Source organism: Rhodococcoides fascians NBRC 12155 = LMG 3623, from assembly GCF_001894785.1.
GTDB classification, from domain to species: domain Bacteria; phylum Actinomycetota; class Actinomycetes; order Mycobacteriales; family Mycobacteriaceae; genus Rhodococcoides; species Rhodococcoides fascians.
This window is the reverse complement of sequence record NZ_BCWW01000009.1, coordinates 273,862-295,073: the sequence shown is the minus strand read 5'-3', so window position 1 is coordinate 295,073 and position 21,212 is coordinate 273,862. Positions and strand designations below refer to the sequence as shown.

The window sequence follows — 21,212 nt, the reverse complement described above, 5'->3', positions numbered from 1 at the left end:
CCTCGAGTTTGGTGATCGCTTCTCGGATGCGGTCGGTGCGTGCCCCGGGCCCGGTTGCGGCGGTGATCATGGCTTTACGAGCGGCATCGCGGCCCTCTTGGGGGAGGTTTTTCGGTGGGGTTTCGGCGAAGGTGAGGATCAAGGCGGCGTGGTCGATGGTCATGCTGCCGGTGTTCACGGCGTCGGCGATGTCGGGGAAGTTCTTCATGCCGCGGGCGAGGGCGACGATCTTGGTGGCTTTGGACGGTGAGAGCAGGGTGGTGGAGGTCAGCCAGCCGGCGGGTCCTGGGAACCCGAGCTTCTCTCGGCTGACGCGGGTGTCGATGTCGGCGACGAGGGCGATCCGCCGGGCTTCGAGCAGTTGGATTCGGTGGGAGACATCAGCAGCGTCGGCGAGAAGTTCGCTTTCGCTCAGTTGCCAGATCTCCGTCGTCATGGACCAAGTGTATCGAACGGGTGTTCGATACACAATGATGGTGCAATCGAAAACTATTGCTGTGCATAAGGATTCGTGAATCGCAACCTGTCGGTGGCCCATGGTAAGAGAAATGCCTAGAGCACAACGGTCCCCTGGTGATACAGGATTGTCCACTCCCCCGCGCGTCGCTGCCAGAGCGTCGCTCGCCGCGTAAGTCTGTCGACCTGCAGCAAGGTGTACGTCAGCAAGTACGTGTCCGGGGCAACCTCACGGACCTCGAAATCGCTGGTTTCCCAGTCGACGTCGTGGTCTCCTGACGGGTCCTGTCGATAGCGCTTCTCGAGAACGGCCCACACCTCGTCACGGTCGTATCGGGTACCGGACGCACCGACCTCCCAGAAATCGACATCGGTCAGACGATCGAAATCTTCACGCGTGATGCCGTACTCACGGCGGTGGAAAATGGGTTCACGCCGTTCGAGCTCCGCGAGCACGGATCGCACGTCGACCACCGGTCTGCCTGCGGCAGCGTCAGCCGATGGTTCCGAGCGAAGCCAGTGTCTTCACCACGGCGCGCGCGGCCTCGGCACCCTTGGTTTCGAGGTGCGCGGTGAAGAAGGCGTTGTGATCGGCGTGTTCGTGGAAGTGATGAGGAGTCAGAACCACCGAGAACACGGGGACGTCGGTGTCGAGCTGCACCCGCATCAGCCCGTCGATCACCGCCGTTTCGACGAAGTCGTGTCGGTAGATTCCGCCGTCCACGACGAGCGCTGCGGCGACGATCGCCGAATACTTTCCTGTTCTGGCGAGACGCTGCGCGTGCAGCGGGATCTCGAATGCTCCGGGCACCTCGAAGACGTCGACCGCGGTGTCGGCATGGCCCAACTGCCCGAGTTCGGCGGAGAAACCCACCCGCGCACGATCGACGATGTCCAGATGCCAGGTGGCATGGACGAAGGCAATGGATCCGGCGAGTGGAGTGGTCATGGATGCGATGCTAGCGGTATCGCTCGTCGAGCAAGTCGAGTGTTGCGCCATCGAATTCGCCGGAGAAATACTTCTGCAACACTTCGACGAAAACGGACTGCCCCTTGGTAGCTTCGGCGAAAAGCGTCATGGACGAGTGCAGCTTCAGATTGTCCGGGTAACCGAAGATCTCGTCGACCGTGCTGCCCTCGACCGCAAGAGTGAGCTGCGCGGCTTTCTTCAGGCGTGGCCCGAGAACTTCGTGGGACAGGTACAGCTCGGCCTCGGTCAGGTCTGCGATGCCGAAGTGCTGAGCGGTGGCACTGCGGCCCAGGCCGGCCAACTGCGGAAACACGAACCACATCCAGTGAGTCTGTTTCCGGCCTGCCTTCAACTCCTTGACCACGACGTTCCAGACGGGATCCTGGGCGTCGACGAAGCGTTGCAGGTCGTATTCGGTCATACCGACAACTTAGCGACACAGGAGTGGAGCCCGCGGAATGACCCGATGGCGGGAGTGGAGCCCGCGGAATGACCCGATGGCAGGAGTGGAGCCTGCGGAACGACCCGGACGGGTGGGAGTGGAGCCTGCGGAACGACCCGGTCAGGTGAATCCGCGGAGCAGGGTGTCGACCGTGGCGTCGAGCAGGTCATCGGCAGGCATGCCGTCGAGGAGGTCGCCGGCGGCGAGCACGGCGAGTCCGTGGACGCTCGCGAACGCGACGCGGGCGAGGACGGCAGGCGATGCTTCGGTGATGACTCCCGCGTCCATCGCAGCGTGCAGCAAGGATTCCGTCGCCGCCATGCTTTCGTGCGCAACGTCTTTGAGTTGTTCGCTGGCCTCGGGGTGATGCTTGGTGCTGTACATGACGTCCAAGAGCTGCGGGTGTTCGACTGCAAAACCCAGGTAGGCGCGGGCGACACCACGAAACTTGGCCAGCAGCTCTCCCGGCCCGGTGGCCGCGTCGACCATTCGGCGATTCATTTCCTGAAAGCCGTGCAGCGCCAACGCATCCAGCAGTGCTTGCTTGTCGCGGAAGTGGCGCGCGGGGGCTGCGTGACTGACACCCACGTCTCGGGCCAACTGCCGCAGCGACAGCGCATCTACGCCGTCGCGGGCGATGCTCCGCTCGGCCTCCTCCAGGAGCACCGCGCGCAGATCACCGTGGTGGTAGCGCTCCGTTGCCATGGACTCACCCTAGGCGATGTTGGCGTTGACAACAATGATGACAGTGCCTACATTTGCTCGCATGACATCCACAGCACTCATCACCGGGGCGAGCTCCGGCCTCGGCGAGGAATTCGCACATCGCTTTGCCGCACGCGGCGAGAACGTCGTCCTCGTGGCACGACGGGCGGACCGACTCGAGACACTTGCCCGCCGCATCGAAGCAGACCACGGCGTCACCGCGACCGCCGTCGCCATGGACCTGGGCGTGCCGGGCATCGGCGAGTCACTACGAAAGACGTTGGCCAACAAAGGGATAACACCCACGACGCTGGTCAACAATGCAGGATTCGGGACCCACGGGCGCTTTCGCGACGAGGATCCGGCGCGGGTGGCGTCGGAAATCGCATTGAACGTCAGTGCGCTGGTGGATCTGACACATGCGTTTCTGCCGAATCTGACCGGCGCGTTGATCAACATCGCGAGTACCGCTGCGTACCAGCCCACTCCGAACATGGCGGTCTACGGGGCGACGAAGGCCTTCGTACTGAACTTCACCGAGGCGCTCGCCTACGAGTACCGCACGTCACCGCTGAAGATCCTCGCTCTCTCCCCCGGCCCGACGCGCACCGAGTTCTTCGACGTCGTCGGATCCGAGGATGCCGCAGTGGGCAACTTCCAGACCTCCGAGCAGGTGGTCTCGACGGCTATGCGCGCCTTGGATTCTCGCCGTACCCCTGCCAGCGTCGTGTCCGGCCTTTCCAACAAGATCAGCGCCGGCAGTGTGCGTCTCGCGCCACGATCGTTGGCCGCGATAATCAGCGGTCGCCTACTGAAGGCCTGACCCCTAACCCCGCATTCGACGCGAATCGATCACTCCCGTGTCGAATCCGGCCAAGTGCAGCCCGCCGTGGAAGCGGGCGTGTTCGATCTTGAGGCACCGGTCCATGACGACGTTCAATCCGGCTGCCTCGGCGTCGTGGGCCACCTGCTCGTGCCACAACCCGAGCTGCAGCCAGATCGTCTTCGCCTGCGCAGCAATGGTTTCGCCCAACACCTCCGGGAGATCGTCGTACTTGCGAAAGACGTCGACCAGGTCCGGACTCTTCGGTAGATCCGCGAGAGTCGGATAGACGGTCGTTCCTTCGATGTCCGAGACCGTCGGATTGACGAGAAATATTTCGTAGTTGCTTGTCGAGGACAGATACCGATTGACGAAATAGCTTGCTCGCGACGGGTTCTTGGACGCACCGACGATCGCGACGGTTTTCGTCTCACGCAAGATCCGCTGACGGTCCTGAGCGGAGGGTCCCTGCCAGGTTCGTTCGCTCATGACCGCGCCTTCCCGGTTGCCAGCGTCAAGGCCTGATCGAGATCCCACAGCAGGTCCTCGCCGTCTTCGAGGCCGACACTGATCCGAATGAGTTCGGGCCCCACCCCCGCGCCGGCCAGTTGATCATCGCTGAGCTGTCGGTGGGTGGTGCTGGCCGGATGGATGACCAGGGTACGGACGTCGCCGATGTTCGCGACGTGACTGGCCACCTGGACGCTCTCGACGAACGTTCGGCCGGCATCCCGACCACCTTCGATGCCGAATGCGAACACCGCACCCGGACCCGAGGGCAGATATTTCGCGGCGCGATCGTGGTGCGAATGACTCTGCAATCCAGCCCATCTCACGTACTCGATGCGTGGGTCAGCCTCGAGCCACTCGGCGACGACGCGCGCATTGGCCACGTGCGCGTCCATGCGCTGCGGCAACGTCTCGACGCCCTGGATCAGCGTGAAGGCAGAGTGCGGAGCCAGTGCTGCACCGATGTCGCGCAGTTGCTCACTGCGCAGTTTGGTGAGAAATCCGTACTCCCCGAAGTTGCCCCACCACGACAGGCCCCCGTACGAGGCCACCGGCTCGGTCATCTGCGGGAACTTGCCTCGGCCCCAATCGAATCGACCGGACTCCACCACGACGCCGCCGAGCGTGGAGCCGTGACCGCCGAGAAACTTCGTTGCCGAGTGAATGACGATGTCGGCTCCGAACTCGATCGGCCGGCTCAACCACGGTGTCGCCATCGTCGCGTCGACCACCAGCGGGATCCCATGATCGTGCGCGACCGCGGCGAGACCCTCGAGATCGGCGATTTCACCGGAGGGGTTACCGATGACCTCCGCGTAGATCAACTTGGTCGAATCTGTTACCGCCGCCGCATAATCGGCCGGGTCCGTGCCGGGAACGAAGGTGGTCTCGACGCCGAAGCGCCGCAGTGTCACGTCGAGTTGCGTCACGGTTCCGCCGTAGAGTCCGGCTGCCGCGACGATATGATCACCGGTGCCGGCCAGCGCGGCGAACACCGCGAACTCGGCCGCGAGCCCGCTGGCGAACGCGACCGCCCCGATGCCGCCTTCGAGGCTCGCGATGCGCTCCTCGAAGGCGGCGACCGTCGGGTTACCGATGCGGCTGTAGACGTTGCCGTACTTCTGCAGAGCGAACAGATCCCCAGCGTCAGCAGAATCCTCGAACACGTAGCTCGCCGTTTGATAGATCGGCACCGCACGCGAACCGGTTGCCGAGTCGGGCCGCGCGCCGGCGTGAATTGCTCTGGTACGCAGGCCGAATGTTCGCTCGCTCATGACGTCAGGCCGTTTCGAGGACGGTGTGGATCGGCGTGGGGTTACGCGTGAGATCCAACACCGGGCAGTGATCGTCCACGGCCTGCTGCAATTCCTCGTACCGCTCACGGGTCTCGGGCCCGGTGACCGTCACGACGACGCGCACCTCACCGAATCCCGGCCGCACGTTGTCGTCGAAACCGAAGAAGCCACGTACGTCGAGGTCGCCCTCGGCCTTCGCCTTGATGTCGTCGACGACGATACCGAGCTTCTCGGCCCAGACGCGGTAGGTGACCACCTGGCAGGACAGCAGCGACGCGAGGTAGTACTCCACGGGATTGGCGGCCGTGTTCTCTCCGCCGAGGGCCGGCGGCTCGTCGACCTCGACGCTGAACTTGCCGAGTGTGACGGTGCTGGCGACGGCATCGTGCGCGGTGACGGAGGCACGGAATACAGCGTGAGCGTTCTTCGCGTCCGCGCGTACTGCGTCGTCGGTGGCAGCGATGACGCCGCCGAGATGGGAGACAGATGTGGTCATGAGTGATCCTGTTCGTAGAAAGAGGTTGCCGGAACGACCCGAGGAGCGTGTGGAACTCGTCGGGGCTGGGTTCGATCGACAGTTACGAACAGGAAGAAGTGCAGACCAGGCACAGATCGATGGTGCGACGACGCACGAGCCTTCTGCCCGCGTCGGTCACATGTGTCTCGGTCACGGTGCCGACAATAGCCTAAGAGAACTGGTCTGCGCCGACGTCGGTTTCGTCGTCGGTGATCGCGGCAACGATCCGTGAGGCCACTGCCTCCGGCGTCAGGCCCTGCGGTAGTTTCGGTGCCTGCCCGGCGATCGGCCGCATCGCCAGCCCCGTCTCGGTGTGCGGAGGCCGCACGTCGACGATACGGATCTTCGACTTCCGTGCCTCTGTGCGAACACTTTTCAGCAGCGCACTCGCCGCGGCCTTGCTCGCCGAGTAGGCACCCATGTTGGGCATCGGCTTGTCTGCGACCACCGCACTGATGTTGAGCACGAATCCACCCTGATCCAGAGTGGTCAGCGCTTCACGCATGATGCGCAGCGGTGCCAGGTAGTTGAGCAACAGCAGCTCGTCGACGGTGTCGTCGTCCACCTCGGCGACCGAACCGAAGGCCACCACACCCGCCGCGATCACGATCCCGTCGAGACCGCCGTGGTGTTCGACGGCCTCCGCGACTACCGAGCGAGCCGAATCCGGCAGCGTCAGATCGGCATTCACCGTGTGATGCTCCGCGGACTCGAGGCTGCGTCCGCTGATGGTAAGCCGCGCGCCGGCCTGGGCGAGTTGCTCGACGATCGGACCGCCGAGCCCGCCACTGGCACCGAATACGAGAATGCGTGCGCCGTCGAGGTTCATGACTCGAAGCTAGCGCGTTGCACCCGACCCGCGCTCACAACGCGGAGTCAGCCGAGGAGCTTCTTCTGCACCTTGCCCATGGCATTGCGCGGGAGCGAGTCGACGACGCGAATCTCCCGGGGCCGCTTGTGGATCGACAGTTCGGTGGCCACCAGGTCGATGAGTACTCGATCCTCGACCTCGGTACCGACGACGAACGCCACGATGCGTTGACCCAGATCATCATCCGGCAGGCCGACGACAGCTACTTCGTCCACGCTCGGGTGCCCCAGCAGCACGGTCTCGATCTCCCCCGCGCCGACGCGATAGCCGCCGGACTTGATCAGGTCGGTCGAGGCTCGCCCGACGATGCGGTGGAACCCGTCGGGCTCGATGAGCGCGACGTCCCCGGTGTCGAACCACCCGTCCTCGGTGTAGGTCTTCGCCGTCGCCTCGGGATTGTTCAGGTAGCCGTCGAACAACATGGGGCAGCGGATCTGCAATGCGCCGATGGATTCGCCGTCGTGCGGCAGGATGTCGCCCTTCTCGCCCAGCAGTCGGGTTTCGACGCCTGCGACGGGCAGTCCCACCGACCCCGGCCGACGTTCACCGTCGGCGCGGGTGCTGATGGTGATGAGGGTTTCGCTCATGCCGTACCGCTCGATGGGAGCCTGACCGGTGAACTCACGCAGCTTCTCGAACACCGGAACCGGGAGCGGCGCACTGCCGGACACCAATAGTCGGGCGTGGGCCAGGGCGCGGGCCGACGTCTCATCCGCGGCGACGCGCGACCACACCGTCGGCACCCCGAAATACAGAGAACCCCGCGCTGCCGCATAGAGCTCGGGAGTCGGTTTGCCGGTGTGGATCAACGGGCTTCCGACTCGCAGTGGGCCGAGCAACCCGAGAATCAGTCCGTGCACGTGAAACAGCGGAAGACCGTGCACCAGAGTGTCTTTCCACGTCCAGCTCCAGGCCTGCGCCAACGCGTCGAGCCCGGCCGCGATGGCGCTGCGAGAAATCAGCACGCCTTTCGGTGGGCCTGTGGTGCCGGAGGTGTAGAGCACGAACGCGATCGACGACGGCTGCGGCTCGGGGTAGCTGTGCCACGACCGTGCGTGCTGACGCACCGGCAGAACCGTCAGACCTGCGGTATCCCGCGGCGCTTCGCCGAGCCACGCCTGCGCACCCGAATCACGGAGGATGTGCTCACGTTCGGCCGAGCCTGCATCCGGTGGGACTGGAACAACGGTGACGCCGGCAATCAACGCACCGACGACGGCGAGCACCGTTTTCACCGATGGCGTCGCGTGGATGGCGAGCCGATCTGCCCGGCCGATGCGCTCGGCTACGGAAGTCGACGCTCCCAGGATGTCGGCACGAGAGAGCGAGATGCCGTCGATGGTGACGGCGTCGGGAATATCGTCTCCCCGCGCAACGGCGAGTGGGTTCAGTGAACGAAGCAGCACATGGCTACCGTACAGACATGGACGTGGACGGAATCGACACCGGCGACTACGCCGAGTACATGACGGTCGCCGCCGGTGACCTGCAGGCGGGTGTCTATCTGATCGGAACCGACGCCGAACAGGACGTCGATTCCGAAGACGACCTCGACCTGGACCTCGAGGACGAGGACTCCGACGACGAGGACATCGACCTCGCGCACGTCAGTGACGGGGCGCCGCGACTGGTCTACTCGGTGCAGTCCGACGATTTCTGGACGCGAGTGGAGTTGGCCGACCTCCGAGCGACTCAGCTCTACGAGGAGGCGCACGCGCGCAACCCCGAGGTCAACGCCGAACCGAAGCGGTTCACCACCGTCGAAGCCTTCGGCAGCAACGAATTGGTCTACATCCTGCGCATCAGGCGCGGCGGATGGGACGTCGGCGAGCCGGACCTCGACTGACGGCCCACCGCAACTAGGCCGAAGACGCCACCGTTCCGATTCCGAGGGCGACGAGGAATCCAGCGCTGATGCGGTCCAGCCAGTCGGTCACGGCCGGTTTACGCAGCAGCGTCACAGCGCGTGAGGCGAGAACGGAGAACACTCCCATCACCACGGCAGCGACAACCACCTCGACCAGACCGAGCGTCATGGCACCGGTGAACGTGACCACAGTGAGAAATTGCGGCACCACCGCGAGGTAGAACAGTCCGACCTTCGGGTTGAGCGCGCACGAGAGAACTCCGGCACCGAACGCCGACCACGCGGACGCAGCAACGGGCAGGAGCGGCTCGCCGTCCACCTTGTTCTTACGTCGCGCCCGGAAAGCCTTCACGCCCAGATACAGCAGATACAACCCACCGAGAACCTTGACGACGCGGTATGCCGTCGCAGACTGTTCGACGATCGCCGCCAGCCCGACGGCCACCAGCACGGCCCAGAACAGTCCGCCGATCGCGACACCCATCGCTGCAGCGACGCCTGGCTTGAGGCCGCCGATGCTGTAGCGAAGCACCAGAAACGAATCCGGCCCGGGCAGAATCGCCAGCAGAAAGCACACACCGGCGAAGCTGAGCAGCAGGCTGAGGGTCATGGGTACATGAGAACACCCGATCCGAGCAGGGGCCAACTGAGCTCAGCGTCCACTATTCGTATCGAGAAGCGGGATCCCGTCGATCGGGCCGAATAGTGGACACTCAGCGCACCTCGAGCTCACACGCTTCAGCGGCGTCAGCGGGGCCGAAGCCAACTGAGCTCGGTGTCCACTATTCGTATCGAGAAGCGGGATCCCGTCGATCGGACCGAATAGTGGACACTCAGCGCACCACAACACTCAGCGCATCAGGAAGCTCGGCTAACCGCGCAGGCGAGCCGCCGCAGCCTCGATGCGTTCGTCCGTCGCAGTCAGTGCGATGCGGACGTGTTTGCCACCGTTCGGTCCGTAGAACTCTCCCGGTGCGGCGAGGATCCCGCGTTCGGCGAGCCAGTCGACGGTGTCGCGGCACGGCTCGTCGCGGGTGGCCCACAGGTAGAGCCCGGCCTCCGAGTGGTCGACGCGGAATCCGGCTGCCTCGACGGCAGACTTCAAAGTCGTTCGACGGGCGCGGTATCGCTCTCGCTGGATGTTCTCGTGCTCGTCGTCGGCCAGAGCGGCGGTCATGGCGGCCTGAATGGGCAGCGGCACCATCATCCCTGCGTGCTTGCGAACCTCGAGCAACTCGGCGATCAGGGCCGCGTCGCCGGTGACGAAACCGGCGCGGTAGCTGGCCAGATTCGAGGTCTTCGAGAGTGAGTGCACTGCAAGGAGGTTGGTGTGATCGCCGTCGCAGACGCGCGGGTCGAGCACCGAGACTGCGTCGGCTGCCCAGGTCAGACCCAGGTAGCACTCGTCGGAGACGACGATGGCGTCGCGCTCGCGGGCCCACTCGACGACCTTGCGCAGGTGCTCGACTCCGAGCACCTTCCCCGTCGGGTTCGACGGCGAGTTGACGAAGATCAGCGAGGCACGTTCGGGGCCGAGACGATTCAGTCCGTCTGCACGAAGAATTCGTGCGCCGGCGAGCAGCGCACCCACTTCGTATGTGGGATATGCCAGTTCGGGGATGACGACCAGATCATCGGCACCCAGACCCAGCAGACTCGGCAACCAGGCGATCATTTCTTTGGTGCCGATGGCAGGAAGCACCGCGTCGGTCGAGATACCGGTGATCGAGTAGCGACGTTCGAGCGACGCCACCGCGGCCTCCCGAAGCGCCACGGTACCGACGGTCGTCGGGTACCCGGGCTCGTCGGCCACCGAGTTCAACGCGACCCGAATCACCTCGGCGACCGGGTCGACGGGCGTGCCGACGGACAGATTCACGATGCCGTCCGGGTGCGCCGACGCCTTCTCCTTGGCAGCGGTCAGCGAGTCCCACGGAAAGTCGGGCAGCGTCGCTGCCACCGCTCTACGTGCCAAGGCGTCAGTTCTCGCCCATGGGAGGCAGAGCCTTGATGAACGGCGGGTCGTAGTCGGTCTTGCCGAGTTTCGCTGCGCCACCCGGAGATCCGAGATCGTCGAAGAAATCGACGTTGGCGCTGACGTATGCACTCCACTGCTCGGGCACGTCGTCTTCGTAGAAGATGGCCTCGACGGGGCACACGGGTTCGCAGGCTCCGCAGTCGACGCATTCGTCGGGGTGGATGTACAGCATTCGGTTACCCTCGTAGATGCAATCCACCGGGCACTCTTCGATGCACGCTTTGTCCAGTACATCTACGCACGGTTCTGCAATCGAGTAGGTCACTGCTGCTCTCCCCTCCTTGTATAGATCGTGGGCGCTCTCGCGCCCTCAGCATCCTAGTATCGCGGTCCGAACCTGGGACAATCCGACCAGGGTGACCTCACCTGCTCCGGCCTGCTATCGCCGGAGCTGCTTCGCGGGCTGGGCCACCGAAGCCGACGCCGTCTTGTGGGCGGCGAGCCACTTGCGTCCCTGCTTGGCAGCGCGCGACAGTGCGCCCCGCTCACCGAGATATCCGGCGACGCCACCGACGAGCGGGATGGCTCCGAGTACCCGGTAGAACCCGCGTGGATGCGGGCGCTTCTCCAGCTCGCCTGCCACGTCGCGCAGCACGTTGGCGATCTGCCACATTCCGCGCAGCAGTGCGAACGGGCCGGATTTCGGCGATTCTTCCTTCTTCGCAGGAGCACTGTCGGCCAAGGACGTCAGGTCACGCTTGCACAGCACCGACCCGAGCAGCGCCACGTGCGTCTCGCGGTCGGTCACTCCGGATTCGCGCGCCACGGCGACGAGCACCATCGCCTGGTTGGCGAACCCGAGCAGATCCTGGATCGGCAGACGGTTGACCAGGATGCCGAAGACGCCGGGGAAGGCGACGGCGACAGTGTTGAGAGCTCCGATGCGATTGACCCACCACTGCGAACGAGCATCACTGTCGAGCTTCTCCCAGCCGGCGGTGCCCGGGAAGTCGGTGGTGTCGAACGCCTTGGCCAGGAAGTCGATGACGTTGTCGAGGGTCGAATCGTCCGCGGAGGACTCGCGGAACGTCCGTCCCTTCAGTCCGATCGGGTCACGTGTGGCCAGGATGTCGAGCACGGGATGAATGATGGCGACGGCACTGCTCAGTACCGCGGCGACTCGACGGTCGTCCATGTCGGGCAAACTCCGTTTCGGGTAAAGACCTGTAGGTCAGATCAGGCCGGCGACCGACACCGCCGGTGCCGGGCCGTACGTGGTGGTGCGCTGACGAACCGGTCGTCCGATGCCGTCGGCGATCTCGTGCAGTTCCGCGACGGTCTTCTCCGAACCGTTCTGCGAACCCGCCATGCGCGAGATCGTCTCTTCCATCAGGGTCCCGCCCAGATCGTTCGCGCCTCCGTTCAGCATCGCCTGGGTACCCGTGATTCCCAATTTCACCCATGACGTCTGAATGTTGTCGATACGGCCGTGCAGCATGATCCTGGCCAGGGCATGCACCGCGCGGTTGTCCCGATTGGTCGGGCCGGGACGCGAGGCACCCGCCAGATACAGCGGCGACGACTGGTGCACGAACGGCAGCGGCACGAACTCGGTGAATCCACCGGTCTTGTCCTGGATCTTCTTGAGTACGTTCAGATGCCCGACCCAGTGCGACGGATTGTCGACGTGGCCGTACATCATCGTCGAGCTCGATCGCAGGCCCACCTCGTGCGCGGTGGTGATCACTTCGATCCATTCGGCTGCGGGGAGCTTGCCCTTGGTGAGCACCCACCGCACCTCGTCGTCGAGGATCTCCGCGGCGGTACCCGGAATCGAGTCCAGGCCGGCTGCCCGCAGCTCGGTGAGCCACTCGCGGATCGACTGGCCGCCGCGAGAGGCCCCGTTGACGATCTCCATCGGCGAGAACGCGTGCACGTGCATCGACGGCACTTTCGCCTTGACCGCACGGACCAGATCGGCGTATCCCGTCACCGGCAGTTCGGGGTCGATGCCGCCCTGCATGCACACCTCGGTGGCCCCGACGACGTGCGCTTCCCACGCACGGTCGGCGACTTCGGCGGTGGACAGCGTGAACGCGTCGGCGTCGCCCTTGCGCTGCGCGAACGCGCAGAAGCGGCATCCGGTGTAGCAGATGTTGGTGAAGTTGATGTTCCGGTTCACCACGTAGGTGACGGTGTCCCCGTTGACCTGCTTACGCAGATCGTCGGCGAGCGCGGCAACGGCGTCCATGCCGGGGCCCTCGGCCGTCGCCAGTGCGAGGTACTGCTCGTCCGACAGACCGGCCGGGTCCTTCTCCGCTGCTGTCAATGCCGACACCAGGTCGCGGTCGACTCGTTCGAGACCGGCCAGATCGCGCACCTGCTCACGAATGGAATCCCAGTCGCCGAACGCATTCGCCAGATCCGAGCGCGTCTCGGTGTTGCGGCCCTGGGTGTCGATCTCGGTGTTCAGATCCACGCGTCCCGAGGACTCCCATTCCTCGTCCGGCTCCTGCCACGGCAGACCGGTCGGGTTGACGCCCTCGCGTGCCATCCCGGTCTCCGGGTCGGCCACTGCCCGCACGTGTGCCGAGATTCGCGGGTCGATCCACGGTGCACCGGCCAACACGTACTGCGGCTGCGCGGCAGTACGTTCCACGAGCGTGTAACCGGCGGCCGCCGACAACTCGGCGAGAGTGTCGAGGTTCGGCCAGGGCCGCTCGGGATTGACGTGGTCGGGAGTCAGCGGCGAGACACCGCCCCAATCGTCGACGCCTGCGCCGAGCAACGCTGCGGTCTCCTCCGCTGCGACGAGGTTCGGCGGGGCTTGAATTCGCATCGACGGACCGACCACCATGCGCGTCACCGCGATGGTCGCCAGGAATTCTTCGAGACCGGCATCGGGCACCGACCGCATCGCGGTATCGGACTTGGCCAGGAAGTTCTGCACGATGATCTCTTGCACATGACCGAAAGACTTGTGCACCTTACGAATTGCCATGATGGACTCGGCCCTGTCCTGCAACGTCTCACCGATGCCGACGAGGATGCCCGTCGTGAAGGGAATGTTGAGCCGGCCCGCGTCGGTCAGCGTGCGCAGCCGAACCTCGGGATCCTTGTCGGGACTGCCGTAATGGGCCTGCCCCTTCTCCTCGAACAGCCGACGCGACGTCGTCTCGAGCATCATGCCCATCGAGGGGGCCACCGGCTTGAGGCGCGAGAGTTCCTGCCACGACATCACTCCGGGATTGAGGTGCGGCAGCAGGCCGGTCTCTTCGAGTACCCGGATCGACATGGCGCGCACGTAGTCCAGAGTCGAGTCGTAGCCGCGTGAATCGAGCCACGCCTTGGCCTCGGGCCACCGCTCCTCCGGCCTGTCGCCGAGCGTGAACAGCGCCTCCTTGCAGCCCAACTCGGCCCCCTTGCGGGCGACGTCGATGATCTCGTCGGGATCCATGAACATCCCGTGCCCGGCCGCATTGAGCTTGCCCGGCACCGTGACGAACGTGCAGTAGTGGCACTTGTCGCGGCACAACCGCGTGATGGGCACGAACACCTTGCGTGAATACGACACGGTCTTGGGACGGCCCGCCGACTCCAACCCGGCATCGCGAACCCGGGACGCCGACGCCATCAGATCCACGAGGTCGTCACCGCGAGCGTGCAGCAAGACGGTTGCCTCGTCGACGTTCAGCGACACCCCGTCGCGGGCGCGACGCAGGACGCGGCGCATGGCGGAGGCGGCTGGAGCGGTATCAGGCTGCGAAGTCACCAGTCGATCATGCGCCTTCTTGGTACGCACGTGCCACCCGCGGGTGGGCCTGCGGCCCTTGTGCGCGTTTTGCGTACCTGGAAGGGCGCACAACGCGCACGACGGGGCAGCGCTAGGTTTGTACCGTGACAACGATGACAGACCCACAGTGGCAGCCTTCTCCCCGTGCGCGTCTGCTCTGGACCCTGAGCGCCGGACTGCTGTGGCTACCGGTCTTCATCGCTCAGATCGTCTGGTTTTTCGTCGACTCGAACCGGACGTCGTGGCTGCACGTCACCGTCCTCGTCGTATCGGTCGTGCTGACCGCACTGCACCTCGCGATCGTGCCGCAGTGGCGCTACCGGGTGCACCGCTGGGAGATCAGCGATACCGCCGTGTACACCCGCACCGGTTGGCTCAGCCAAGAACGACGCATCGCCCCCATCTCGCGGGTGCAAACCGTCGACACCGAGCGCGGACCACTCGATCGTCTGCTCGGGTTGGCGACGGTCACCGTGACGACGGCATCGTCGGCGGGCGCGGTGAAGATCACCGCACTCGATCAGGCCGTTGCGGACGAGACCGTCACGCGACTGACCGATATCGCCGGCCGCACCGTCGGAGATGCCACATGACCGATCAGGCGGAGTTGCTGGCAGTCGAAGAGGAGCAGCCGTGGTTGCGCCTGGACAAGCGAATGTTGTTGGTGCATCCGGTGAACGAGGGCATCAAGATCCTGCCGGTACTGCTGATCTCGTTCTTCGTCGGCAGTCAGAGCGGTAATCACTACTGGAGTCTGGGCATCCTCGCGGTCGTCGTCGTGTTCGCGATTGCGCGCTGGTTCACCACCAGCTACCGGATCGGGCCGGTGCACGTACAACTGCGCACCGGGGTGTTGCAGAAGAAAGTACTGTCCATCCCGCGCAACAGGATTCGGTCGGTCGACGTGGAAGCGAACGTACTGCACCGAGTGCTCGGCCTGTCCATTCTTCGCATCGGGACCGGCCAGCAGGCGGGCAAAGGCGAGGCTTTCGAGCTCAACGCCCTCGACACGTCACTGGTGCCGGAGCTTCGCGGCGAACTGCTGCAGCGGGTGTCGGGCCGAACAACGCCGAGCGACGGAATGCCCGTTGCCGCAAACGACCCCGGCGTCGAGATTGCGCACTGGCAGTTCTCGTGGGTGCGGTTCGCGCCGTTCTCCATCACCGGCATCGTCACCATCGCCGCGGCAGTGGGCGTGCTGTTCCAATACGGCATCGGACAGACGTTGGCAGAGACGTCGGTGGTCTCGAACAGCGTCGAATCGGCGCAACGGTTCGGCATCGCACTGTTCGTCGTCTTCGCACTGATCGTGCTCCTCGTGGTGTCCAGCATCTTCGCCTGCGTTCGATACCTGATCACCTACGGCAACCTGACCGTCACCGACCAGGGTCGCACGTTGCACGTCAGCCACGGGCTGCTCCGCACCCGTCAGTCGACCCTCGACCGCAAGAGACTGCGCGGCACTTCTCTGTCGCTGCCTCTACTACTGAGGTCGGTCGGCGGGGCCCGACTCGACGCCATCATGACCGGAGTGAGCGCCGAGAAGAAGGAATCGTCGCTACTGCTTCCCCAGGCTCCGCGGGCCGAGGCGCTGCGCATGATGACCACGGTGCTCGGCGATGCAGGCATGCACGGCAATGCCGACCGCCCGCTTCTGCAGCACGGACCTGCCGCGCGGCGACGCCGCTACACCCGGGCGGTTCTACCGCTGCTCGTCGTCGCGGCCGGACTGGGAATTGCGCAGTCTCTCGGCGCACCGATCCCGATCCTCGCGTGGATCGCCGTGGCCGTGCTGTTCGTGGCCGCCGTCGGACTCGCTCACGACCGCTACCGCGGCCTCGGGCACGCCGTCCTGCCCGGCTGGCTGATCACCCAGCACGGATCGCTCGACCGCACCCGGCACAGCCTCGAAGCCGGCGGCATCATCGGTTGGACGGTGCGGCAGACGTTCTTCCAACGTCGCGCCGGCGTGGCCACCGTCGTGGCAGCGACACCGGCGGGCGTCGGACGCTACGAGGTGGTCGACATACCCATCGAGAACGCGTGGGCCATGATCGACGCCGTCACACCGGGTGCCGGCGACATCTGGCTTCGACGCAGCACGTGAAGACGCAGCCGGTAAAGAAGGAGCCGATGAAGAAGGAGCGCCCGCAGACCATTGCGCAGCTCGACCTGGCGGTGTCCCAGTGTCGCGCCTGTCCACGGCTGGTGCAGTGGCGCGAACAGGTCGCTGCCGAGAAGCGCGCCGCGTTTGCCAACGAAACGTATTGGGGGCGAGCCGTTCCCAGTTTCGGCCCGGCCGATGCGTCGATGTTGATCGTCGGACTCGCCCCGGCCGCCCACGGCGGCAATCGCACCGGACGGATGTTCACCGGGGACCGCAGCGGAGACGTGCTGTACCGAGCCATGCATGCCGTCGGGCTCGCCAGCCAACCGACCGCGACGCACATCGGCGACGGGCTGACTCTCAACGGAGTTCGTATTGCAGCCCCCGTGCACTGCGCTCCGCCGCAGAACAAGCCGACTCCCGCCGAGCGCGATCGGTGTCGCCCCTGGCTCGACGACGAATTGCGCTTGCTGCGTCCGCGACTGAAGTCGATTCTCGTGCTCGGGGCGTTCGGTTGGCAATCGCTGCTGCCGATTCTCGCCGCGAACGGGTGGGAAATACCCAGGCCTGCAACGAAATTCGGGCACGGCGTGCAGCTCGATCTGGGCTCGATCACCGTGTTCGCCAGCTACCACGTCAGTCAGCGAAACACGTTCACCGGACTGCTGACTCCGACGATGATCGAGGACGTGCTCCGGAATGCGGGTCGGCACGCACGCTTGCTGTGATGGCTTTCATTCTGAACATGAACAGCAGCACACCGGCCGGCCCGGCACCGGCCACGATGAGCAGCATCGTGCGCCAGTCGGCCAGCAGCAGAACATCGTTGCCGGGGCCGCCGAACATGCACAGCACTACTGCGACGAACCATCCGATCAGCGGCGACGCCACCCAGATCGGCCGTTCGGCGACCTTACGCGCGGCCAGAACCAGAGCGACGTTCGCGATGCCCCCGAGCAACGCGCTGATGGGAAACTGCACCGACCCCACATAGGTCGGGAGAAAGAAGACCGACAGGATTCCGGACAGGAAGCCGTCGAACACCAGTACTGCGACCGTCGCCCACGACACCAGGGCGACAGTATTGGATGCGGCCTTCGAGATCATGCGCCCAATACTGCCTTGGCCCGGGTCGTTTCAGTGCACCGCATTCGAAGACCGGGCATCGCATTCGAAAAACCGGGCACCGGCACTCAAGAAACCGGCGGATAGCCCAGCGAGGTGAGCAAGTTGCTCGCACCCATGGCGATCTGACCCAGAACGTACTGGTACAGATCTGCCTGTGCGCCGAACTGCGGCTTGAGAGAATCGACGAACGCGACGATTGCGTCCTGCACTACCCAGTTGTACATGTGTGTTCCGCCCCTGTTGTCATGAGATCAGTGATTCGGAACACAGCCTAGTACGCCCGCGAACAAGTCGTTCTCCCTGCCCGCCCCGTCGGAGCCGAGCACGCCCCGCACGAGTACGTACTGCTCGTCGAGCAGGATCGGCTGAACGATGTCGTTGGAGAGTGCGTACTCGGCACCCGAGGGCGCAACCGTCACCTGAGTTGCGTGCGCACGCAACGCGTCGGTCTTCGCGTCGAGCACACCGCGGACATCGATGCTGGTGGTGATCATGTCCTCGGCCACACTCGGCAACTCACCGTCGAGGGGCATGCGCCACCCCTCGGGGATATCGGCGATCGCCCGTAGTCCCGCGTCCAGTTGATCGCGGCCGGTGACGGTCCAGTAGAACTTCGCTACCTCCCACGGAACTCCGGCCGTGGGATGGGCGTCCGTTCCGCAGACCTCGACCGCCTCGGTCACCAGGGAGTGGACCTGCTGATGATCGGGGTGGCCGTAGCCGCCCTCGGGGTCGTAACCGACGACGACCTGAGGCCGGAGTTCGCGGATCACCGACACGAGCGCCCCGAGCGCCTCCTGCCGGTCGGCGTTGACGAATGCGCGCGGTTTGAGAGCAGCCGGGGTTCCGGCCATTCCAGAATCTCGCCAGCGGCCGGCACCACCGAGAAAGCGGGGCGGGTTACAGCCCAACGCCGCGAGCGCGCGATGCAGTTCCAGAATCCGGTAACCACCGAGTTGGTCGGCTCGGTCGACCACGAGATCGGCCCACGTATCGCCGATCACCTCACCCTCTTCACCGAGCGAGCACGTGAGCACGGTGACGTCCACGCCCGCGCGCACGTAATGGGCGATGGTCCCGCCGGTGGTGATGCTCTCGTCGTCCGGGTGCGCATGGACCAGCAGCAACCTCTGCGGCTGCGTCATTGCTTGTTCTGTCACAACCTGCTCTGTCACAACCTGTTCCGTCATGCCTCGTCGCTCGCTACTCGCTGTGTCATCGTTTGTCTCGGTCTCTGGGTCGGGCAGCCGTTCATCGCTCGCCGAGCATTCGCGCCACATCCGGTAACGACTGCGCTGTCACATCGGCAGGCACGAAATGGTCGGGATAAGGACGGTTCTCGCGATCGAGCCACGCCGTCGACAGGCCTGCCCGGTGCGCACCGTCGATATCCCAGGGGTGCACGGCCACCAGCATCGCGTCGCCGGGTTCGACACCGCACTGCTCCAACCCGTAGCGGTAGGCATCGGCGTGCGGCTTCCACCGTCCGGCGTCCTCGACCGAGAGCAACAACTCGAAAGCACTCCGCACGCCGGCTCGTTCGAGCAGAGACTGCGCGAGCGACGCGGACCCGTTACTGAGGGTGATCATCCGAATACCTTGCGCTGCAAGCGCATTCACTCCGGCTACCACATCGGGATGGACCTCGAGCTCGGCGAAACCGGCCATGATGTGGTCCACTGCATCGTCCAACCGGCGATCGATCGCGGCATCGGACAGCAACGCCTCGAGCACACCGGAACCGACCTCGGCGAACGGCCGAGCGGTACCTGCGACCGCGAGCGCGAACCCGTCCCGCAGCACTCCTGCGAACCACGTCGGGAACAGGTGCTCGGGCGCTCCGACGTCGGCGAATCGCGCCGCCATGGGAGCCATGTCGGACAGGGTCTCGTTCACGTCGAAGATGATCACCCGAGGCAAGCGCACGGTGTTCACCGGACCGTCCGGATCCACTTCGCGGCATCGGCGAAGATGCCGACCTCCACCGGCCCGGTCAACGAGACGCCGGTGATACCAGGCACCGCAGCCACCACGGACTGGTCCTGCATGATCGGCAGCGTCGACGCCAGAGACCACAGCTTGGGCTCGATCTCCTCGGCAACGATCGTCGCATCGGCGCCGGTTATCAGGGCGCGGTCGATCGTCGGCTGTAATTCCGGAACACACAGACCGGACAGATTGCGCGGGGCGTCCACGCTGCCGCTGCTCCCCGGAGCCGGCTCGGCAACACAGCCGAAGCGCGAGGCCAGGGCCGTTGCCGGGTCCACGCCCGCACTGGTCCACCCGACCACGGCGTCGACGCCGCCGTCGGTCAGCGCCGTCGAGTACAACTCGTCCGCGGGCAGCGGAGTGACGGTCGCGTCGATACCCGCACTGACGAGCTCGTCCGCGGCGGTCCCGGCCACGGCCAGTGCGATGTCGTCGTTCTCGACGGCACCGATGACGAATCGCAGCGCGGTACCGCCGGCGTCTGCGAGTCGGGGTACTCCGGGAGCCGGCGCGCTCGTGGTCGGCGCGCTGGTGGTCGGCGGCGCAGCAGAGGTCGTGGATGCGCCCGCGCTCGGCGTCGAGGTCACGATCGCGTCGGGTGTCGGAACGAAGCCGGCGCGGCGAAGCAGGTCGAGGGCCGCGGTTCTGCCGATCGGGGCGGGTGCGGTCGCGGTGTACCCGGGGTCCGACGGCGACGACAACTGGGCCGCTGCTCGGCGATCCGTCGCCCCTCCGCCGGCCCCGACCGTGGCCAGCAGGTTCGGGTCCAGCAGACCCATGATCCCCTGCCGCACAAGCGACTCCGACATGTTCGGTGCCCGGCCGTTCACGGTCATCGACAACACTCGCGATTGGTGAATCGTGTCGGTGCGGACCCCGGGAATTGCCGAGAGTTGAGCGCGCGTCGCAGACCCACCCCGAACCTGTGCGATCTGCGCATCACTCGACCGCAACGAATCGGCCAACTGTGCGGGGGTGCCTCCGCGCCGAATCAGGATCTGGTCGGGCGAGGCGGGTTGGTCCCAGAAGCGATCGTTGCGTTCCAGCAGAATCTCGTCCCGGCCCTGGTCGACGGTCTTGATGTTGAACCGCGAACCGGAGACCGGCACGTTGTCGGTGAGGCCACCCTCGAAGCCGCCGGGCGAATCCTTGAGCAAGTGGGAGGGCACGAGGTCGGCGAACAATCGCTGCCACGCCGGATACGGCGACTCGAGGGTGACGTCGACGGTCTTGCCGCCGCCCGAAGAGGCAACATCGCTGATCAGTGCGTAGCCGGCCGGATCGACGACGCCCGGCTGCGTGATCATCTGCTGCCAGAGGTACCGGAAGTCCTCGGCCGCGATCGGTGCGCTGTCGGACCACTGGGCCTCGTTGCGTAGCTGGTACCGGATGGTGAACGGAGACTGAGACGTCACTTCGGCGGAGATCAACAGCGACAGGTCCGGCTCCCACATGGTCACGCCGGTGTCGGGGTTCAGGGTGGGACGGAACGGGCTGGGCAGCACGAGCGAACTGACCGCAGCGGTGGCGGGCGACTGGTCGGCCAGCAGGTGTGGGTTGAACCCGATGCCCACGTCGTCGATCGCCACGACAACGGGGTCGCCGGTCTTCGACGGCACGGTCGTCGTGGTGACCGGAGTTTCGACGCTCTCGATCGGTGGCGGTGGATCCGCGGTGCATGCGGTGAGTACCAGGGCAGTGGCGGAGGCCAGAACCACCGGCATCAGTACGTTACGCAACGAGGATCTCCTTCGTGATCGG

General features: G+C 65.2%; 25 protein-coding genes. 5 read left to right on the top strand and 20 right to left on the bottom strand.

Going from position 1 to position 21,212, the window contains the following annotated elements; translation table 11 throughout:
- The 5 genes from RFA01S_RS19980 to RFA01S_RS19960 all read right to left on the bottom strand — a co-directional run.
- The coding region (locus RFA01S_RS19980; protein ID WP_139278475.1) for a DUF222 domain-containing protein at positions 1-436 on the bottom strand (436 nt) is incomplete at its 3' end.
- A 116-nt stretch (positions 437-552) separates the two neighbouring features.
- On the bottom strand, positions 553-921 hold the full coding sequence (locus RFA01S_RS19975) for a nuclear transport factor 2 family protein (RefSeq protein WP_238325110.1): 369 nt from the start codon (positions 919-921) through the stop codon (positions 553-555).
- A 28-nt stretch (positions 922-949) separates the two neighbouring features.
- Complete coding sequence (locus RFA01S_RS19970; RefSeq protein WP_032407278.1) at positions 950-1,405, bottom strand: 6,7-dimethyl-8-ribityllumazine synthase; 456 nt, start codon at positions 1,403-1,405, stop codon at positions 950-952.
- 10 nt (positions 1,406-1,415) lie between these two features.
- A complete protein-coding gene (locus tag RFA01S_RS19965) occupies positions 1,416-1,847 on the bottom strand; it encodes a DUF1810 domain-containing protein (protein WP_032369640.1) in 432 nt (143 codons plus the stop codon).
- Positions 1,848-1,988: 141 nt separating this feature from the next.
- The gene (locus RFA01S_RS19960) at positions 1,989-2,573 is read right to left on the bottom strand and encodes a TetR/AcrR family transcriptional regulator (RefSeq protein WP_032390519.1); all 585 of its coding nucleotides are present in this window, start codon (positions 2,571-2,573) and stop codon (positions 1,989-1,991) included.
- Between the two features lie 61 nt (positions 2,574-2,634).
- Here RFA01S_RS19960 and RFA01S_RS19955 point away from each other — a divergent pair, with 61 nt between their 5' ends.
- Positions 2,635-3,396: an SDR family NAD(P)-dependent oxidoreductase gene (locus tag RFA01S_RS19955; protein WP_032386304.1), complete on the top strand. Its 762-nt coding sequence runs from the start codon at positions 2,635-2,637 to the stop codon at positions 3,394-3,396.
- 3 nt (positions 3,397-3,399) lie between these two features.
- Here RFA01S_RS19955 and RFA01S_RS19950 read toward each other — a convergent pair whose 3' ends face one another.
- The 5 genes from RFA01S_RS19950 to RFA01S_RS19930 all read right to left on the bottom strand — a co-directional run bounded on the left by RFA01S_RS19950 (position 3,400) and on the right by RFA01S_RS19930 (position 7,995).
- Entirely contained in the window at positions 3,400-3,885 is a 486-nt protein-coding gene (locus RFA01S_RS19950; RefSeq protein WP_032369643.1) for a CoA-binding protein, read from the bottom strand.
- A complete protein-coding gene (locus tag RFA01S_RS19945) occupies positions 3,882-5,180 on the bottom strand; it encodes an O-acetylhomoserine aminocarboxypropyltransferase/cysteine synthase family protein (protein ID WP_032407279.1) in 1,299 nt (432 codons plus the stop codon). Before RFA01S_RS19945 ends, RFA01S_RS19950 begins: the two co-directional genes overlap by 4 nt.
- Positions 5,181-5,184: 4 nt before the next feature.
- Positions 5,185-5,697 (bottom strand): OsmC family protein, encoded by a 513-nt coding sequence (locus RFA01S_RS19940; protein WP_032386302.1) that lies wholly within the window; start codon positions 5,695-5,697, stop codon positions 5,185-5,187.
- A gap of 190 nt (positions 5,698-5,887) precedes the next feature.
- A complete protein-coding gene (locus RFA01S_RS19935) occupies positions 5,888-6,547 on the bottom strand; it encodes an SDR family NAD(P)-dependent oxidoreductase (protein ID WP_032407280.1) in 660 nt (219 codons plus the stop codon).
- A 47-nt stretch (positions 6,548-6,594) separates the two neighbouring features.
- Positions 6,595-7,995, bottom strand: coding sequence for an acyl-CoA synthetase (locus tag RFA01S_RS19930; RefSeq protein ID WP_174557292.1), 1,401 nt, complete (start codon positions 7,993-7,995; stop codon positions 6,595-6,597).
- A gap of 17 nt (positions 7,996-8,012) precedes the next feature.
- On the opposite strand from RFA01S_RS19930, the gene RFA01S_RS19925 reads away from it, so the two are divergent.
- Complete coding sequence (locus RFA01S_RS19925; protein WP_027498077.1) at positions 8,013-8,435, top strand: hypothetical protein; 423 nt, start codon at positions 8,013-8,015, stop codon at positions 8,433-8,435.
- A 13-nt stretch (positions 8,436-8,448) separates the two neighbouring features.
- Here RFA01S_RS19925 and RFA01S_RS19920 read toward each other — a convergent pair whose 3' ends face one another.
- The 5 genes from RFA01S_RS19920 to RFA01S_RS19900 form a co-directional block, all read right to left on the bottom strand.
- The gene (locus RFA01S_RS19920) at positions 8,449-9,066 is read right to left on the bottom strand and encodes a LysE family translocator (RefSeq protein WP_032390332.1); all 618 of its coding nucleotides are present in this window, start codon (positions 9,064-9,066) and stop codon (positions 8,449-8,451) included.
- Between the two features lie 261 nt (positions 9,067-9,327).
- On the bottom strand, positions 9,328-10,431 hold the full coding sequence (gene dapC / locus RFA01S_RS19915; protein ID WP_032407282.1) for a succinyldiaminopimelate transaminase: 1,104 nt from the start codon (positions 10,429-10,431) through the stop codon (positions 9,328-9,330).
- Between the two features lie 4 nt (positions 10,432-10,435).
- Complete coding sequence (fdxA, locus tag RFA01S_RS19910; protein ID WP_027498080.1) at positions 10,436-10,759, bottom strand: ferredoxin; 324 nt, start codon at positions 10,757-10,759, stop codon at positions 10,436-10,438.
- A 114-nt stretch (positions 10,760-10,873) separates the two neighbouring features.
- The gene (locus RFA01S_RS19905; protein ID WP_027498081.1) at positions 10,874-11,629 is read right to left on the bottom strand and encodes a hypothetical protein; all 756 of its coding nucleotides are present in this window, start codon (positions 11,627-11,629) and stop codon (positions 10,874-10,876) included.
- A gap of 36 nt (positions 11,630-11,665) precedes the next feature.
- Entirely contained in the window at positions 11,666-14,206 is a 2,541-nt protein-coding gene (locus RFA01S_RS19900) for a bifunctional FO biosynthesis protein CofGH (protein ID WP_255283977.1), read from the bottom strand.
- Positions 14,207-14,340: 134 nt separating this feature from the next.
- On the opposite strand from RFA01S_RS19900, the gene RFA01S_RS19895 reads away from it, so the two are divergent.
- The 3 genes from RFA01S_RS19895 to RFA01S_RS19885 are packed head-to-tail and all read left to right on the top strand — an operon-like array spanning position 14,341 to position 17,062.
- Positions 14,341-14,820, top strand: a complete 480-nt coding sequence (locus tag RFA01S_RS19895) for a PH domain-containing protein (RefSeq protein ID WP_032369653.1) — start codon at positions 14,341-14,343, stop codon at positions 14,818-14,820.
- Positions 14,817-16,334: a PH domain-containing protein gene (locus tag RFA01S_RS19890; protein WP_032407283.1), complete on the top strand. Its 1,518-nt coding sequence runs from the start codon at positions 14,817-14,819 to the stop codon at positions 16,332-16,334. Before RFA01S_RS19895 ends, RFA01S_RS19890 begins: the two co-directional genes overlap by 4 nt.
- 26 nt (positions 16,335-16,360) lie before the next feature.
- Entirely contained in the window at positions 16,361-17,062 is a 702-nt protein-coding gene (locus tag RFA01S_RS19885) for a uracil-DNA glycosylase (RefSeq protein WP_032407442.1), read from the top strand.
- Here the strand turns inward: RFA01S_RS19885 and RFA01S_RS19880 are convergent.
- From RFA01S_RS19880 to RFA01S_RS19865, 5 genes are all read right to left on the bottom strand, one after another.
- A complete protein-coding gene (locus tag RFA01S_RS19880) occupies positions 16,989-17,441 on the bottom strand; it encodes a hypothetical protein (RefSeq protein WP_032386296.1) in 453 nt (150 codons plus the stop codon). The two genes, RFA01S_RS19885 and RFA01S_RS19880, sit on opposite strands and share 74 nt — an antisense overlap.
- Before the next feature lie 86 nt (positions 17,442-17,527).
- Entirely contained in the window at positions 17,528-17,686 is a 159-nt protein-coding gene (locus RFA01S_RS27870; protein WP_008714214.1) for a hypothetical protein, read from the bottom strand.
- 27 nt (positions 17,687-17,713) lie between these two features.
- Complete coding sequence (gene mshB, locus RFA01S_RS19875; RefSeq protein ID WP_032407443.1) at positions 17,714-18,607, bottom strand: N-acetyl-1-D-myo-inositol-2-amino-2-deoxy-alpha-D-glucopyranoside deacetylase; 894 nt, start codon at positions 18,605-18,607, stop codon at positions 17,714-17,716.
- Between the two features lie 106 nt (positions 18,608-18,713).
- A complete protein-coding gene (locus RFA01S_RS19870) occupies positions 18,714-19,397 on the bottom strand; it encodes a haloacid dehalogenase type II (RefSeq protein WP_032407444.1) in 684 nt (227 codons plus the stop codon).
- Positions 19,394-21,175 carry an ABC transporter family substrate-binding protein gene (locus tag RFA01S_RS19865; RefSeq protein ID WP_032407284.1) on the bottom strand — a complete coding sequence of 594 codons (1,782 nt, stop codon included), beginning with the start codon at positions 21,173-21,175 and terminating at the stop codon, positions 19,394-19,396. Before RFA01S_RS19865 ends, RFA01S_RS19870 begins: the two co-directional genes overlap by 4 nt.
- Positions 21,176-21,212: the final 37 nt, after the last annotated feature.